13 protein-coding genes are annotated in these 13,870 nt (G+C 71.9%); 11 read left to right on the top strand and 2 right to left on the bottom strand.

Going from position 1 to position 13,870, the window contains the following annotated elements; all coding sequences use genetic code 11:
- Positions 1 to 38: 38 nt before the first annotated feature.
- Positions 39 to 1,052, bottom strand: a complete 1,014-nt coding sequence (locus HN013_RS11055; protein ID WP_171165677.1) for a TauD/TfdA family dioxygenase — start codon at positions 1,050 to 1,052, stop codon at positions 39 to 41.
- A 43-nt stretch (positions 1,053 to 1,095) separates the two neighbouring features.
- On the bottom strand, positions 1,096 to 2,082 hold the full coding sequence (locus HN013_RS11050) for a hypothetical protein (protein WP_312018567.1): 987 nt from the start codon (positions 2,080 to 2,082) through the stop codon (positions 1,096 to 1,098).
- Between the two features lie 272 nt (positions 2,083 to 2,354).
- Here HN013_RS11050 and HN013_RS11045 point away from each other — a divergent pair, with 272 nt between their 5' ends.
- From HN013_RS11045 to HN013_RS10995, 11 genes are all read left to right on the top strand, one after another.
- Complete coding sequence (locus HN013_RS11045) at positions 2,355 to 2,531, top strand: hypothetical protein (RefSeq protein WP_171165668.1); 177 nt, start codon at positions 2,355 to 2,357, stop codon at positions 2,529 to 2,531.
- Between the two features lie 179 nt (positions 2,532 to 2,710).
- Positions 2,711 to 3,691, top strand: a complete 981-nt coding sequence (locus HN013_RS11040; protein WP_171165666.1) for a terpene synthase family protein — start codon at positions 2,711 to 2,713, stop codon at positions 3,689 to 3,691.
- Positions 3,685 to 3,963, top strand: coding sequence for a hypothetical protein (locus tag HN013_RS11035; protein WP_171165664.1), 279 nt, complete (start codon positions 3,685 to 3,687; stop codon positions 3,961 to 3,963). Before HN013_RS11040 ends, HN013_RS11035 begins: the two co-directional genes overlap by 7 nt.
- A 202-nt stretch (positions 3,964 to 4,165) precedes the next feature.
- Positions 4,166 to 6,229, top strand: coding sequence for an FAD/NAD(P)-binding protein (locus tag HN013_RS11030; protein ID WP_312018566.1), 2,064 nt, complete (start codon positions 4,166 to 4,168; stop codon positions 6,227 to 6,229).
- Between the two features lie 23 nt (positions 6,230 to 6,252).
- Positions 6,253 to 6,969 carry a class I SAM-dependent methyltransferase gene (locus HN013_RS11025; RefSeq protein WP_171165659.1) on the top strand — a complete coding sequence of 239 codons (717 nt, stop codon included), beginning with the start codon at positions 6,253 to 6,255 and terminating at the stop codon, positions 6,967 to 6,969.
- A 4-nt stretch (positions 6,970 to 6,973) separates the two neighbouring features.
- Complete coding sequence (locus tag HN013_RS11020; protein WP_171165657.1) at positions 6,974 to 8,458, top strand: argininosuccinate lyase; 1,485 nt, start codon at positions 6,974 to 6,976, stop codon at positions 8,456 to 8,458.
- A gap of 27 nt (positions 8,459 to 8,485) precedes the next feature.
- Positions 8,486 to 9,415: a kinase gene (locus HN013_RS11015; protein WP_312018565.1), complete on the top strand. Its 930-nt coding sequence runs from the start codon at positions 8,486 to 8,488 to the stop codon at positions 9,413 to 9,415.
- Positions 9,405 to 11,693 (top strand): pyridoxal-phosphate dependent enzyme, encoded by a 2,289-nt coding sequence (locus tag HN013_RS11010; RefSeq protein WP_171165655.1) that lies wholly within the window; start codon positions 9,405 to 9,407, stop codon positions 11,691 to 11,693. Before HN013_RS11015 ends, HN013_RS11010 begins: the two co-directional genes overlap by 11 nt.
- 70 nt (positions 11,694 to 11,763) lie before the next feature.
- Entirely contained in the window at positions 11,764 to 12,591 is an 828-nt protein-coding gene (locus HN013_RS11005) for an AzlC family ABC transporter permease (protein ID WP_171165653.1), read from the top strand.
- Entirely contained in the window at positions 12,576 to 12,890 is a 315-nt protein-coding gene (locus HN013_RS11000) for an AzlD domain-containing protein (protein ID WP_249374908.1), read from the top strand. Before HN013_RS11005 ends, HN013_RS11000 begins: the two co-directional genes overlap by 16 nt.
- A 154-nt stretch (positions 12,891 to 13,044) precedes the next feature.
- On the top strand, positions 13,045 to 13,803 hold the full coding sequence (locus HN013_RS10995; protein ID WP_171165652.1) for an alanyl-tRNA editing protein: 759 nt from the start codon (positions 13,045 to 13,047) through the stop codon (positions 13,801 to 13,803).
- Positions 13,804 to 13,870: the final 67 nt, after the last annotated feature.

Here is a 13,870-nt window from a genome sequence, read left to right as displayed (position 1 = left end):
CCCGTTGGGGCCTCGGCGACGGTGAAGGGTACGGCCGGTCAGCGGGCGAGTACATGGCCGTCGTGGGGGCGGTGGTCGCAGGAGCGGCGCAAGTCGGCGCTGACGTACGTCCGTTGGAGCCAGCGATCCGCCCCGTCGTAGCGAGGGTGGAAGGCGGTGCGGCCATGGACGGTGACGCGGTTGTCGATGACGACCAGGTCGCCGGGTGACAGGAGCAGCGTGCGGGCGGTCGCCTCGCAGGCGCGGCCGAATTCGGCCAGCGCCTCGGCGGCCCGAGGGGTGAGCGGGGTGGTGACGAGCTGAGCCATGCGAATGTCGGGATCCTCGGCTGCTCCCGACAGCACCGGCCGGGGCTCGGCATCGGGCTCGGCCGCGGCGGCGCCGGGGGCGAAAGAGGGTGGTGGTGTGGTGACGAACTCCGGCGCGAACAGGGCCTGGCGGCCGGCCGGGGTGAGGAGCGGCAGTGCTCGGCGGACGCCGGCGACGCGCATGCCGGCGATCCGGTCGTGGTCGGCGCGCAGGCACAGGAAGACCACATAGTCGGGTGGGTGGGGGTGGAAGCCGTTCTCGGTGTGGAAGGACAGCGGCACCGATCCGGCGTTGCCGTGGAAGGTCTCCTGCCCGGGCACGGGCACGACGTCCTGCACGAGGGCGCCGGACTTCTCCGCCCGGTAGGCGAGGGGCTCCCCGAGCCCGCAGGCCACCATGGTGAGCACCGCCGCCGGGACGGTGGCCTGCCGCTGGACCGAGCCGGGTACGGTCGGTGTCGCGGGCAGGGACGCCTGATCGACGGGCAGGCCGCCGATCACCAGGGTGCCGTGCGGGCCGGAATGCCGTCGGAACCGGCGCACCTCACGGCGTAGCGGCAGCGGGAGTTCCTCCCAGGCGTCCCGGGCCCGTGCCACCCACTCGGGGCTGTCGACCTGGTCGTGCCCGCTGGTACACAGGGTGCGGGCCAGCCGCTCGCACGCGTCGGCCTCGGCCGGATCCAGCGTCCGGTCCGCGGTGGCGACGACGGCGCTGGGGGTGGTGTCGGGCGTCGTCTTGGGCATCAGGGTCTCCTGGCGGCGGTGGGACGGCGGATGACGCGCGGGTTCACGTGCGCCGCAGGCCGGCTACGGCGTCGGCGATGTAGTGGTCCCCGAACCGGATCAGCGGGGCGTACCGGGCCGCGCGACGGTGGCGCATGAGCCGTAGTTCGGCCACGGCGTTGTCGGGGCCCTCGGGTTTCTGGGCGAGGGAACGGAGCAAGTGCACCATCGAGTACGCGAGGGTGACGTGCCGTTCGGCGTCCACCACGTCGGCTTCCAGGAGAGCGCCCCGTGCCTCGGCCAACTCCGGGGCGCGGTCCGCCACCTGCTCGTAGGAGCCGGGAACGACGGACAGCAGGTCCTTCATCGCCGCCCGGAACAGCTTGTACCCGCGATGCTGGCGCCCGCTCAACGGGACATCCACCGACGGAGGCGCCATGGTGGGGCGGATCGCCGCCATGTAGTAGTCGGCCGGGATCGTACTGGCGTGGGTCATCGCCGCCGGGAAGCCGCGCACGTAGACCGTCGCGTCCGCCAGCCGGGCGAGCGCGGCGGCGTCGTCCCCGCGCCGCAGATGGCCGGTGGCGTCGGCCACGGCGACCGCGGCGCAGACGTTGAACAGGACGTGGACCTGGTGACCGATGAGCCACCGAGCGCTCCACACACTCTCCGACGACGATCCCGCACCAGCCTCGGGGGCGGCTGCAGGTGGGACAGAGTCGGGGTCGGAGCCCGGCGTCGCGCCGGTGAGATCGAGCACCGACTGACGCATCCCGGCCACTTCCGCAGCCAGGTCGGAGCCCGACAGCGGAGCGTCGCACAGGTCTTCCAGACCGCGGTGGACGACCAGGACGCCGTGCAGGGCGGCCTGCTGATCCGACAGCTCCTCCTCGCGGACCCGGAAGTACGACTGACTGGTCGACTCCGGCGGCAGTTCCTCACCGACTACGGCCGGGGCAAGATCCGTCAGCGAAGCCGCCAACTCACCTGCGTCCGTAGCGGCCTGCCGCAGCGCGAGGGCGCGCTCGACAGGCCCGGCATGCGTCGGCACCGCGGCCAGCACGCGGGCGGTCCGCTTCGCCTCGGCATCGACCCGCCGGCCCAACACCGGCGCGGGCCGCCCGCCTCGGGGCTCTCGGAAGACAGCGACAGCAGGGTGACCGGCACTCGGTGATAAGCCCATGGTCAGAATATTTCGCCAAGGACGCTCCGCACGAAACCTGATCTGCGAGACGGTTCCTGTGCGGTGCGCCGGAGTTGGCCGGGGGAGGGCAGCGGCGGCGAGACCTGTGGGGCCGTGTACCGTCCCGGAACGCCCGGCATGTGAAGTCGATCGTCCGCCACCACTCCGGCGAGTACGTGTGGGCCGGCGTGCCGAAGAGCAGCGGCAGCCACTTCGGCGGCCCCGGCGTCCGCTTCCACCCGCCCGCCGACAGCCGTACCTGCGGCAAGGGCGCCGTCACGTACACGGCGCGCATCGCCGTTCCCGCCTGCCGGTGACGGCCGGCCGCCGCCGAACGGCGGCTGCCCGGTGTCCTCATCAAAGGGCTGTAGGGGTTTCTCTTCTCGGGCGGCAAGCGGACCTTGCCGTGTGTGATCGGTTATGGCGCGCCGCTCGTACTCTCCTCGAACGCCCAAGCCAGTGCGCCCGCTGTGGAAAACCGTAAGGAGTAGCGAAAATGGACGACCATTTCTCGGTCCCGGCAATCGACTACCGTTCCCGTCACGCCAGTCCCGACAGGGATGCGGTCGAGACGCACACCCGCAACTGGGCCCGGCGTTTCCAGCTGGTCCGAACCGATGACGCGATCCGTCATCTCGCTGAGTGCCGAGTCGGGGAGTTCGCCTGCTGGTGCTACCCCACCGCGCGACGATCCGTCGTCGAGTTCGCGGCGGATCGGCTCACGTGGCTGTTCCTGGCCGACGACCAGCTCGAGGAGGGCAACTACGGCACCGAGGCACAGTGGACGAGCGTGGTCAGCGCCGTACGTGCGGTCGTGGAACACGGCGATACCACGGGCCCGATGGGCCGGACGCCGCTGATCCGTGCGCTGGCCGATCTTTTCCGCCGCCTCGACACCCTTTCCCCACCTGGGTGGAAGAGGCGCTTCACTGCCCACCTCCTGGACGCGATGAACGAGGCACTGCGCGAGATTCGCTGGCGGGAGAACGGGGTGCCACCCAGGCTCTCCGAGTATGTACCACTGCGGCGGGTGGCCAGCGCCGTGATCGCCTGCTTCGATCTCATCGAGATCGGCCACAAGGTCGAACTGCCCGCTGACGTATACCAATCGGACTTTTACCAGGAGATCGTCCATGCCGCAGTCGACATCATCGGCTGGACCAACGACCTGCACTCCATTGACAAGGAAATGGCCTGTGGCATGACCTCCTTGACCCCACCATGCGCCGCGGCACATAGGGCACTTACTGCGGCTGGTCCCTTACCGCCATGGCAGGTAGGGCCTGGCTGCAAGGGACACGGCACAAGGTGGCTGCACTTCTGGAAAAACAATCTGCTGGTCAAGCCCGACACGTTCATCGGGACCACCGCGCTCGCGCGGGCCCGAGCGGAAGGGGCGGCTTCGCCAAGAGGCACAAGGCGTTCTGGGCGGCGGACAGGAAGAAGGCCGGTGATAGGGGGAGCACCCGGATGCTGATCGACATGCTGCTGCAGTGCCGGCGGCTGCCCGCCAACGCGGTCATCGCGGGCATGGACACCGTGCTGCGGGTCGGCGCGGTCAGCACCGACCTAGTGTCCATCGACGCCCGCAAGGCAATCGAGAACGCCCTGGAGGACGCCGGCTCCAGCGTCGACGACTGTGGTGTCGTTCTCCTCCGCTCTCCGCCCACTCTCCGCATTCGATCATTCCCCGCGTCCGGTGGTGACCGGGTCGACCGGATTTCCTTGATCCACCGCCCTGACGGGTAAAGGGAGTTCCGGACCACATCCCGATGGGCGTGAACCGCCCTGCCTCCTTCTTTTGCTTTCCCGGTGATCGCCCAGGTCCCGCAGTGCGACGCATGCCGGCATCCCCGTCACACCGGGCCGCGAGCCCGGTTCCGCGCGGCCGTGGTGCACCGGAGCACACACGAAGTGGCCGGTTCTCGCCGCTGCCGCGCACCCGACCGCGATGGTGAACGCGCTGCTCGCGGCGGACCCGTGCGACGGCCTAATGATCCTTTTCCGGTTGCCGGAATTACGTGTGCAGGAAATACGCCAAAGTCAAAGTCGGACCATGGACCGGGGTGACGCCACGGGGTACGGTGGTGCGCGCCGGGTTGGCGGGATTCCTGAACTGCGGGGGGTTTGGGTGGCATCCGAGTTACGGGTGAGTATTGTCGGTGCCGGTTCCCGGGGTTGCGGCATTCTGGAGCGCATTGTCACTCTGGTTCGCAATTCCGGTGTGCCGCCGATATCCCTACGGGTGGACGTCATCGACCCCGCGCCCCCGGGCCAGGGGCTGCACGCCACCGACCAGCCGGACTACCTCCTTCTCAACACCCTCTGCGGCGAGATATCCATGTTCCCGGGGCCCGAATCCGTCGGGGAGCACACCGGCGAGGACGGTCCCGGCCTCCTCGCCTGGGTCACGGAACGCGGGCTGCGGGTGGGTGAGGACGGCGGGACGATCGGCTCTACCGGGCGCGCCGTCGCGCCGGACGACTTCCTGCCCCGGCGGGTCCTCGGCGAGTACCTCCGGTGGTTCTTCGAGCGGATCCGCCGGCGCGTCCCGGAGGGGATGACCCTGCGGGTCCACCGCGCGGCCGCCGTGGACCTGGAGTCCGACCCGGCGTCCGGCGTCCGGATCACCCTCGCCGACGGGACCGTGCTCGGCGCGGACTACGCCTTCCTCACCCTCGGCCACGTGGGCACCCGACGCGCGCCCGCCGCCCGGGAGATCACCGACCCGTATCCGCTGCCGGAGCGGGTCGCGGTCGTGGAGCCGGGTCAGACGGTGGCCGTCGGCGGATTCGGGCTCTCCGCGATGGACGTGGTCGCGGCGCTGACCGTCGGCCGCGGCGGACGCTTCACACGGGACGCGGGCACCGTCCGCTACCTGCCCAGCGGCGACGAGCCCCGGGTGCTGCTGTACTCGCGGTCCGGAATGCCCTTCCGGGTCCGGCCCGAACGCACCAGGCTCGACAACCCGTTCCAGCCTCTCGCCCTCACCCGGGATGCCGTGGCGTCGCTGCGGGCGGCCGGCCCGCTGGACTTCGACGCGCGGCTCATGCCGCTCCTGCTGAGCGAGATGCGCATCGCCCACCACCGGTGCCGCGCTCTCGTGGACGACGGACCCGCCGCCGAGGAGCGGACGGCGAAGGAGCTCGCCGGAGCCGCCCGCGAAGGCACCCTCGCGGCCGCGCTCGACCGGCTGGACGCGGCGCACGGCCGCTTCGATCCTCTGGCCCTGTGGGACCCGTCGCCCGGTATGGACCTACGGGACGGCGCGTCCTACCAGCGGTGGCTGACCGCGGTGGTGCGCGACGACCTCGCCGAGGCGGCGAAAGGCGTGACCGGCAGCCCTGTCAAGGCGGCCCTGGAAGCCGTTCGCGAGGTCCGCGACATCCTCCGCGACGCCGTCAACTTCCGTGGCCTGAACGGCCCATCGCTCGACGCTTTCATGGGGAGCACGGTGCCGCTGATGAACCGGGCGGTGGTCGGCCCCCAGAAGGAACGGTACGCCGAACTCCTCGCGCTGGCCGACGCCGGCATCGTCCGCTTTCCCTTCGGGGCGGCCCCGCGCGTCACCGCGGAGGACGAGGGCGGCGTCCGCCGCTGGAGCATCACCTCCACCCGGCTGGCGGTGCCGCACCGCGAACGCGCGGACTGGCTGTGCGCCGGCAACGCCCCCTGGCCCGGCGTGTCCTCCTCTGCGAGCCCGCTGGTGCAATCACTGCTCCGGCGCGGCCTGCTCGCCCCCCACCTCCCCGGCAGCAGCAACGTGGACGCCGCCGACGTGGACGCGTCCCTCCACCCCGTCGGATCCGACGGGACGAGCGACCGGCGGCTCTGGCTGATCGGCCCCCTCTGTGAAGGCGCCACGTTCTACAACCACTTGATCCCGACCCCGGGCTACTCCCGCGCCTTCGTCGACGCCCACCGCTGCGTGACGGAGATGTTCGAGCACCACGCCCGGGAATGCCGAGCGGAGCCCGCCGCGCGGCCCGCGCCGAAGGAGACGTCCCGCCTGTGAAACCCGTGAAGTCTGCCAAGCCCTTGGAAAACGGAGAAGCGGTCAGTGCGCCCGACGAGCTGGCCAAGGGCCAGTGGAACGACGCCTACCGACTCGACGGTCACGCCAACCTCTGGGGCGACCCACCCGTCCCGTACGTGGTGAACGCCGCCAAGCTCTTCGCCGACCACTCCGCCTTCGTCGTCCTCGACCTGCCCTGCGGGGACGGCCGGAACCTCCCGCCGCTGGCCCAGGCCGCCACGGTCGTGCTCGGCGGCGACACCTCGCACAACGCGATGGGCATCGCCCGCACGGTGGTGGCCAAGGCCAAGGCCGACAACGTCGTTTTCCACGAGACCGACGTCTTCGCCACCGGGCTGCCCGACGACTGCCTCGACGGGATCTTCTGCTGGGACCTTCTCGGGCACCTCACCGAGCCGGAGAAGGCGCTCCGGGAGCTGTACCGGGTCTGCCGCCCCGGCGGCCACATCGTCGCCAATATGTGGACGATGGGGGACTGCCAGGTCACCGACCCCGGCATGGTGGAGACCGGCCCCAAGGAGTACCTGGACCACGCGGGCTTCTACTGCAAGTTCTACGACCGCCCCGACCTGGACGCCTACCTCGCCGCCTGCGGGCTGGCCGACGAGGTGCACGCCGTGGAACTCCTCCGCTGGATGGAGCCCCCGCACGCCGGATACCGGCCCTACTTCCACGAGCACGAGAGCCTCGCCTTCACCCTGCGCAAGAAGGGCCGGTAGTCCGTTGGCCACGCCCCTCAGCGGACGGATCTCCTCCGGCCCCCACGCGCTGCTCCACGAGGAGGTGCTCGCCCCGCAGTTCGCCTTCGAGGCGGAGCACCTCCTGCCGTGGTACGCGGCGATCGAGAAGGTCCTCGCCGTCGAGTACCGGCGGATGGGGCTCGTCACCGCCGACCAGGCCCGGCGGATCGGCGAGGCGCTGCACGGCATCACCGCCGCCGCGCTCACCGCCGACCCCGAACACAACATGTCGGACATCGCGTTCGCGATCGAGCGCCATGTGGAGTCCCGACTGGACTCCCCGGTCCCCGCCTGGCACGTCGATCGCAGCCGCAACGACCTCCAGGCCTGCGCCCAGCTCATGTACGCGCGCCACCAACTGGAGCTGACGGGACGGGCCCTGCTCGACTTCGGCCGGGCCGCGCACCGCACCGCGTCCCGGCACGCCGCCACTCCGATGCCCGGCTACACCCACGGCCAGGCGGCGCAGATCATCACCGCCGGCTACTACCTCGCGGCGCTCTCCGACGAGGTGACCGACGCCGTCGACCGCCTGCTGGCCACCTACGACGACATCGACCGGTGCCCCCTGGGCGCCGGGGCGATGGCCGGCCAGGAGCTGGAGTGGGACCGCGACGCCGCCGCCGGGCTGCTCGGCTTCGCCCGGTCGCGCGCGCACGCGCTCACGGCGGTGGCCTCGCGCGGCTGGGCCCTGAAGATCACCGGCGAGCTGTCGCTGTTCGGGACGGTGCTCAGCCGCTTCACCACCGACCTGATCGCCTGGGGCGGCAGCGAGTACGGGTTCATCGACCTGCCCGACGCCTATGCGGGCATCTCGGCGGCGATGCCCCAGAAGAAGAACTTTCCGCTCCTGGAACGGATCCGCGGCCGGACCGCCCACCTGACGGCGTTCCACCTCGACGCCCTGACCGGACAGCGCAACACCGCGTACGCGAACTCCGTCGAGGTCTCCAAGGAGGCGGGCACCCACGTGCTGTCCGCGTTCCTGGCCGCGCGCTCCACCCTGGCGCTGGCCACCGCAGTCCTGGAGAACGTGGAGTTCCGCACCGACCGGATGGCCGCCGCCTGCGCCCGCGAGTTCTTCGGCGGGTTCACCCTGGCCAACCGGCTGACCCTCGACGAGGGTCTTCCCTGGCGCACGGCCCAAGTGGTCGCCGGCGCGTACGTCCTGGCCGCCCTGGAAGAGGGCGCGGCCCCCCAGGACGTCCGGCCGGATCTGCTGCGCCGCGCCGCCGAGCGGCACGGCCACCCGCTCACGGCGCCCGAGAAGGCGCTCGCCGAGGCCTTCGACCTCCAGGGCGGCGTCGAGCGGAAGCTCTCCGCCGGCTCCACCCGGCCGTCGGAGGTCCGCGCGCTGCTCGCCGCGCAGGCGGACCGCATGGACGAGGCCGCGGCGGCCTGGGACCTGCGCGGGAAGCGGGTGCGCGACGCCCTGGCGGAGACGGATCACCTGCTGGGCATCGGTTGAGCAGTGGGCAGACGCACGGGAGGGGTTGTGGCCGGGGACACCGGATTCGGAGCCGCCAACGGAACCTTCGGGGAACTCCTCCAGGGCATGCTGCCGGACGCCCGGCGCTTCCTGGTGACCTTTCCCCTCGACACCTGGTCGACCGCCAGCTTCCGGCTCACCGACGGCGACACCGTGACGGTGTCCCCGGCCGGAAAGTCGAAGTCGCGGCTACTGGCCACCCGCATGCTCCGCGCCCACGGCCATCCCGGCGGCGGCACGCTGGAACTGGACGGCGGTCTGCCCGAGGGCAAGGGCCTCGCCAGCTCCTCGGCGGACCTGGTCGCCACCGCCCGCGCCGTGGCCGACGCCCTGGACGTCCCGCTGGACGAGGAGGCGACAGAAACGTTCCTGCGCGGTATCGAACCGTCCGACGGCGTCATGTACGCCGGCATCGTCAGCTACTACCACCGCGAGGTGCGGCTCAAGGAACGGCTGGGCACCCTGCCGCCGCTGACCATCGTGGCCCACGACACCGGCGGCATGGTGGACACTGTCCGGTACAACCACGCCGCCCGCGCGCCCTCCCACCGCACCCGCCGCGAGTACGCCACCCTGCTCGGCACACTCTCCGACGCCGTCCGCTGCGGCGACCTCGCCGCGGTGGGACGCGTGGCCACCCGCAGCGCCGAACTCCACCTGGGTCCTGACCCGGACCTACGCTTCGTCCGTATGCGGGCCATCTGCCGGGAGGCCGGCGGACTCGGCCTGGTCATCGCGCACAGCGGCACCTACCTGGGGATCCTGCTCGGCGCGCACCGCGACGACGACCCGGAACGGGTCGAGCGGGTCCGCGCCCGGTGCGCCGAACTGCCCGGCACCGTCTCCGTCTTCCGCTCACTGGGCGCGGACGCCTGCGCCGCCCCCCCGTCCGTCATTCACCATGCAGGCCCCGTCGGAGGCGACTATGCTCTTTGAGAGTGTCACGGCAGCGATAGGACACACTCCGCTGGTCCGCGTCCCCCTCGGGGCGGCGGGCGGCGTGGAGGTCCATCTCAAGCTGGAGTTCCAGAACTTGTACGGGATGAAGGACCGCGTGGCCCGCAACATCATCATGGAAGCGCGCAGACGTGGCACCCTCGCCGAAGGTGCCCCCATCATCGAGAGCTCCTCCGGCACCATGGCGCTCGGAGTCGCCCTGGTCGGCACCTCGTTGGGGCACCACGTCCACATCGTCACCGACCCCCGCATCGACCGCATCACCCTGGCCAAACTCCGAGCGCTCGGCTGCGACGTGCACATCGTGGCGGCCATGACGTCGGGGGGCTGGCAGAGCGCCCGCCTGGAACTCCTGCACCGGCTGCGGGCCGAACTCCCCGGAGCCTTCTGGCCCGACCAGTACGAGAACCCCGACAACCCCGCCGCGTACCGGACGCTCGCCGCCGAACTGACGGCGGACCTCGGCGCCTTCGACATCCTCGTCGGCTCGGTGGGCAGCGGGGGCTCCCTCTGCGGCACGGCCCGCGCCCTCAAGGAGACCCTGCCCGGCCTCACCGTCATCGGCGTGGACAGCGTCGGCAGCGTCCTCTTCGGTCAGCCCGACCGTCCGGGACGCCGGCAGAGCGGACTGGGCAACAGCCTCCTGCCGGGCAACCTCGACCGCCGGCTGATTGACGAGGTGCACTGGCTGAACGACCGCGAGGCCCTTACCGCGACCCATGAACTCGCCCGTGAGCTGCAGATGTTCGCGGGCAACACCTCCGGATCCGTGTACCGGATCGTCAAGCACGTCGCCGCCGCGGCCCGCCCGGGCACCCGCATCGTGGGCATCCTCCCCGACCGCGGTGACCGCTATGTCGACACCATCTACGACGACGACTACTGGGCCGCCCAGGAACTCGACGCACTGCCCCGCTCGACCGCGCCCGTCACCATCGCGCCGCGCGCCGGAGAGGTCGCCGAGAGCTGGTCGCGCGCCGCCGACATCGAGCGGTCGGAGCGAGGGCAGCGACTGCTCTTCGTCGAGTCCAACACCACCGGTACGGGCATGCTCGCCCTCGGCCTCACCCGGGAATTCGGCCTGCGCCCCGTCCTCCTCACCCACGACCCCGACCGCTACCGGGGGTTGGCGGAGACCGGCGCCGAGGTCGTCACCTGCGACACCAACGCGGAGGCGGAGCTGCGGCGGGCGATCCTGGGCGCGTTCCGCCGCGAGCAGATCGCCGGCATCACCACCACCAGCGACTTCTACCTCTCCACCACCGCCCGGCTCGCCGCCTGGCTGGGGCTGCCCGGCAGCCCGATCGAGGCCGTGGCCCGCTGTCGCGACAAATCCCGCACCCGCGAGCGGCTGGCCGGTGCGGGCGTCCGCCAGCCCCGGTTCGCCGTCGTGACGGCCGGCCAGGACGACGCGGAGACGGACGCCCGCACCGCCGGCGCCGTGGCCCGCACCGGCCTGCCCTGCGTCGTCAAGCCCGTCGACGACAGCGGCTCCCACCACGTGCTGCTCTGCACCACCCCCGGTGAGGCCGCCGCCCAGGTCCGGCTGATCCTGGCCGAGGAGACCAACGTCCGCGGCCAGCGCACCGCCGGCGCCGCGCTCATCGAGGAGCACCTCGCCGGGCCCGAGTTCAGCGTCGAGACGGTCAACCACCGCGGCCGGACGCACGTCCTGGGTATCGTGGAGAAACACCTCACCGCGGCGCCGTACTTCGTCGAGCACCGCCATGTGTTCCCCGCCCCGCTCTCCGCCGCCACGGCGGACCGGATCACCGACACGGTCCGGCGCTCGCTGGACGCCGTCGGCCTGACCGACGGCGCCGCGCACACCGAAGTCCGGCTCACCCCCGACGGCCCCGCCGTGATCGAGATCAACGGACGCCCGGCCGGCGGTATGATCCCCGAACTCGTCCGGCTGACGACCGGACTCCGGATGCAGGAGCAGCAGTTGCGGATCGCGCTCGGTCGCGCACCGCACCCCGTCCCGCCCCCGGACGGCTTCGCGGCCATCCAGTTCCTCCTCACCGGCCGGCCCGGGACCCTCTCCCGGGTGGACGGTGTGGAGGCGGCGCGCGCCGTCGAGGGCGTCCGCCAGGTGACGGTGACGGCCGTCCCGGGGCAGCGGGTGCAGCCCCCGCGCGACGCCTACCATCGGCTGGGGTATGTGATCGCCCGCGGCGGGTCCGCCGAGGAGGCCACCGCGGCCTGCGCCAAGGCGCACGCGGAACTGAACGTCGTGATCGAGGAAACCTCGTGACGGGGACGCCTCATGGCCGAGGACGCCCCGTCGCCGAGGACGAGAGCTCGGAGCGGGACAGGAACACGTGATGAACCGGCTGAAGGCCAAAGTCAGTGCCACGACGCAAGGGGGGGACGCCGACTGGCCCCGGCAGAAGGCCGCGCTGCTGCGCGACTCGGCCGGGGTCGGACTGGCCGTCGGGGCCCTGGGCCTCTCCTTCGGCGCCCTCGCCGTGCTGGCGGGCTTCACCGTCGCCCAGAGCTGCGTGCTGTCCCTGCTGATGTTCTCCGGGGCGTCGCAGTTCGCCGTCATCGGCGTCCTGGGCGCCGGAGGCAGCCCCCTCACCGGCGCCGCCACGGCCGGGCTCCTCGGCGTGCGCAACAGCCTGTACGGACTGACGCTCTCCCGGGTGCTCCGGGTCCGCGGGGCGCGCCGGGCACTCGCCGCCCATCTGGTGCTCGACGAGAGCTCGGGCATGGCCATGGGACGGCCGACCGAGCGCGCGTCCCGGCTGGCCTTCTGGGCCACCGGCACGGCAGTCTTCGTCTGCTGGAACCTGGCCACGCTCGCCGGGGCCGTCGGGGCGGAGGCGCTGCCCGACCCGACCGCGCTGGGGCTGGACGTGGCCTCACCCGCGGCCTTCATCGCCCTCCTGATGCCCCGGCTGCGGGGACCGCGGCTGTGGGCGGTGGCCGGGGCGGCCGCTGTGACGGCGCTCGCGACGACCCTCGTCCTGCCCGCCGGCGTGCCGGTGCTGGTCGCGGGCCTCGTCGCGTGTTCGGCCGGTCTGGTGACGCGCCGGCGGCGGAGCGGCGGGGGCGCTCCAAAGGACGTGGGGGAGCGCGAGGCGCGGGGGCGGGGCGCGGAACGTGAGGCGGCCCGAAAGCAGGACGCGGAGAGATGCGGGGACAGCTGATGTGGACGGCGATCATCCTGGGTACGGCCAGCGTGTACCTGCTCAAACTCGCCGGACTCTGCGTGCCGGCGTCCCTGCTGGAGAAGCGGCAGGTCCAAGCGGTGTCCGCGCTGCTCCCCGTCGCCCTGCTCGCCGCGCTGGTCGCGGTCCAGACCTTCACCACCGATCAGCGGCTGGTCCTGGACGCCCGCGCCCTCGGGTTCGGTGTGGCCCTGGTGGCCGCCCTGCTGCGGGCGCCCTTCCTGCTGGTGGTGGCCCTGGGCGCGGCGAGCGCGGCCCTGGCCCGGCTGTGGTGGTGAGGGGGCGGCCCGCGCCGGAGGTGAGGGGCCGGTCTCCGCGGCGTAACCAAGCCGGGGTCCTCCTCGGTATGCAGCGCACACGGACTTCACCGCACGCACCAGGGAGAGGAGAAGGGGGAGCGGGCCTGTCCGGGCTCCGCGCCCCCAACCGCTGATGGGAATGGGTCATCACGGCCGTACACACCGCCTGGACTGGGAAGACGCCACGCTCCGGGAATGGGACTGCACGGTTCTCTGGTCGGATCCCGCCGACCCGGAGGCCGGCATCGTCCTGGACCGTTCCGCGTTCTACCCCGGGGGCGGGGGCCAGCCACCGGACCACGGCGTCCTCATCTGGCTGGGTGTCCAGACGCGCATCATCGGGACGCGCAAGGGCGACGAGCTCTACCTGCTGCCCGCTCCAGGGGATCCGGTCCCGCCCGCGGGAACCAAGGTCAGCGGCGCGATCGACGACATGCGCAGGTCCACGCTGATGCGCACCCACTCCGGGCTGCACGTGCTGTGCGGGACGGTCTTCCGGGACTTCGGGGCCCTGGTGACGGGCGGGAACATGGAGCCGGGGGAGGCGCGCATGGACTTCAACCTCCCCGAGGTGCCGCCCGGTTTCAAGCAGAGCCTGGAGGACGCGGTCAACGCCGAGATCGAGGCCGACCGGCAGATCGTCGTGCGGATCCTGCCCAAGGAGGAGGCCCAGGCGATCCCGGACCTCGTCCGCACCCAGTTCAAGGCCCCGCCGGACCTGCCGGAGGTCCGGGTGGTCGATGTGGTCGGCCTGGATGTGCAGGCCGACGGCGGCACCCATGTGGCGTCCACCCGGCAGGTCGGGCGGGTGACCGTCACCAAGGTGGAGAGCAAGGGCCGGCAGAACCGGAGGGTGCGGATCCGGCTTGATCCTGTCGTATCGCACGGGTGAAAGGGAAAGCCTCGCGAGACCCGAGTGGCACGCGGTGCGCAGGGGTAGAGCGCGGGGGACCGGTGTG

This window comes from Streptomyces sp. I05A-00742, from assembly GCF_013055795.1.
Classification (GTDB): domain Bacteria; phylum Actinomycetota; class Actinomycetes; order Streptomycetales; family Streptomycetaceae; genus Streptomyces.
This window is presented reverse-complemented; position numbering and strand designations above follow the sequence as displayed.

Coding starts and splice junctions, on each gene's coding strand:
- HN013_RS11055 (WP_171165677.1), bottom strand. CDS start 1,052: ATGCCCAAGACGACGCCCGACACCACCCCCAGCGCCGTCGTCGCCACC.
- HN013_RS11040 (WP_171165666.1), top strand. CDS start 2,711: ATGGACGACCATTTCTCGGTCCCGGCAATCGACTACCGTTCCCGTCAC.
- HN013_RS11035 (WP_171165664.1), top strand. CDS start 3,685: ATGCTGATCGACATGCTGCTGCAGTGCCGGCGGCTGCCCGCCAACGCG.
- HN013_RS11030 (WP_312018566.1), top strand. CDS start 4,166: ATGGTGAACGCGCTGCTCGCGGCGGACCCGTGCGACGGCCTAATGATC.
- HN013_RS11010 (WP_171165655.1), top strand. CDS start 9,405: ATGCTCTTTGAGAGTGTCACGGCAGCGATAGGACACACTCCGCTGGTC.
- HN013_RS11005 (WP_171165653.1), top strand. CDS start 11,764: ATGAACCGGCTGAAGGCCAAAGTCAGTGCCACGACGCAAGGGGGGGAC.
- HN013_RS11000 (WP_249374908.1), top strand. CDS start 12,576: ATGCGGGGACAGCTGATGTGGACGGCGATCATCCTGGGTACGGCCAGC.
- HN013_RS10995 (WP_171165652.1), top strand. CDS start 13,045: ATGGGAATGGGTCATCACGGCCGTACACACCGCCTGGACTGGGAAGAC.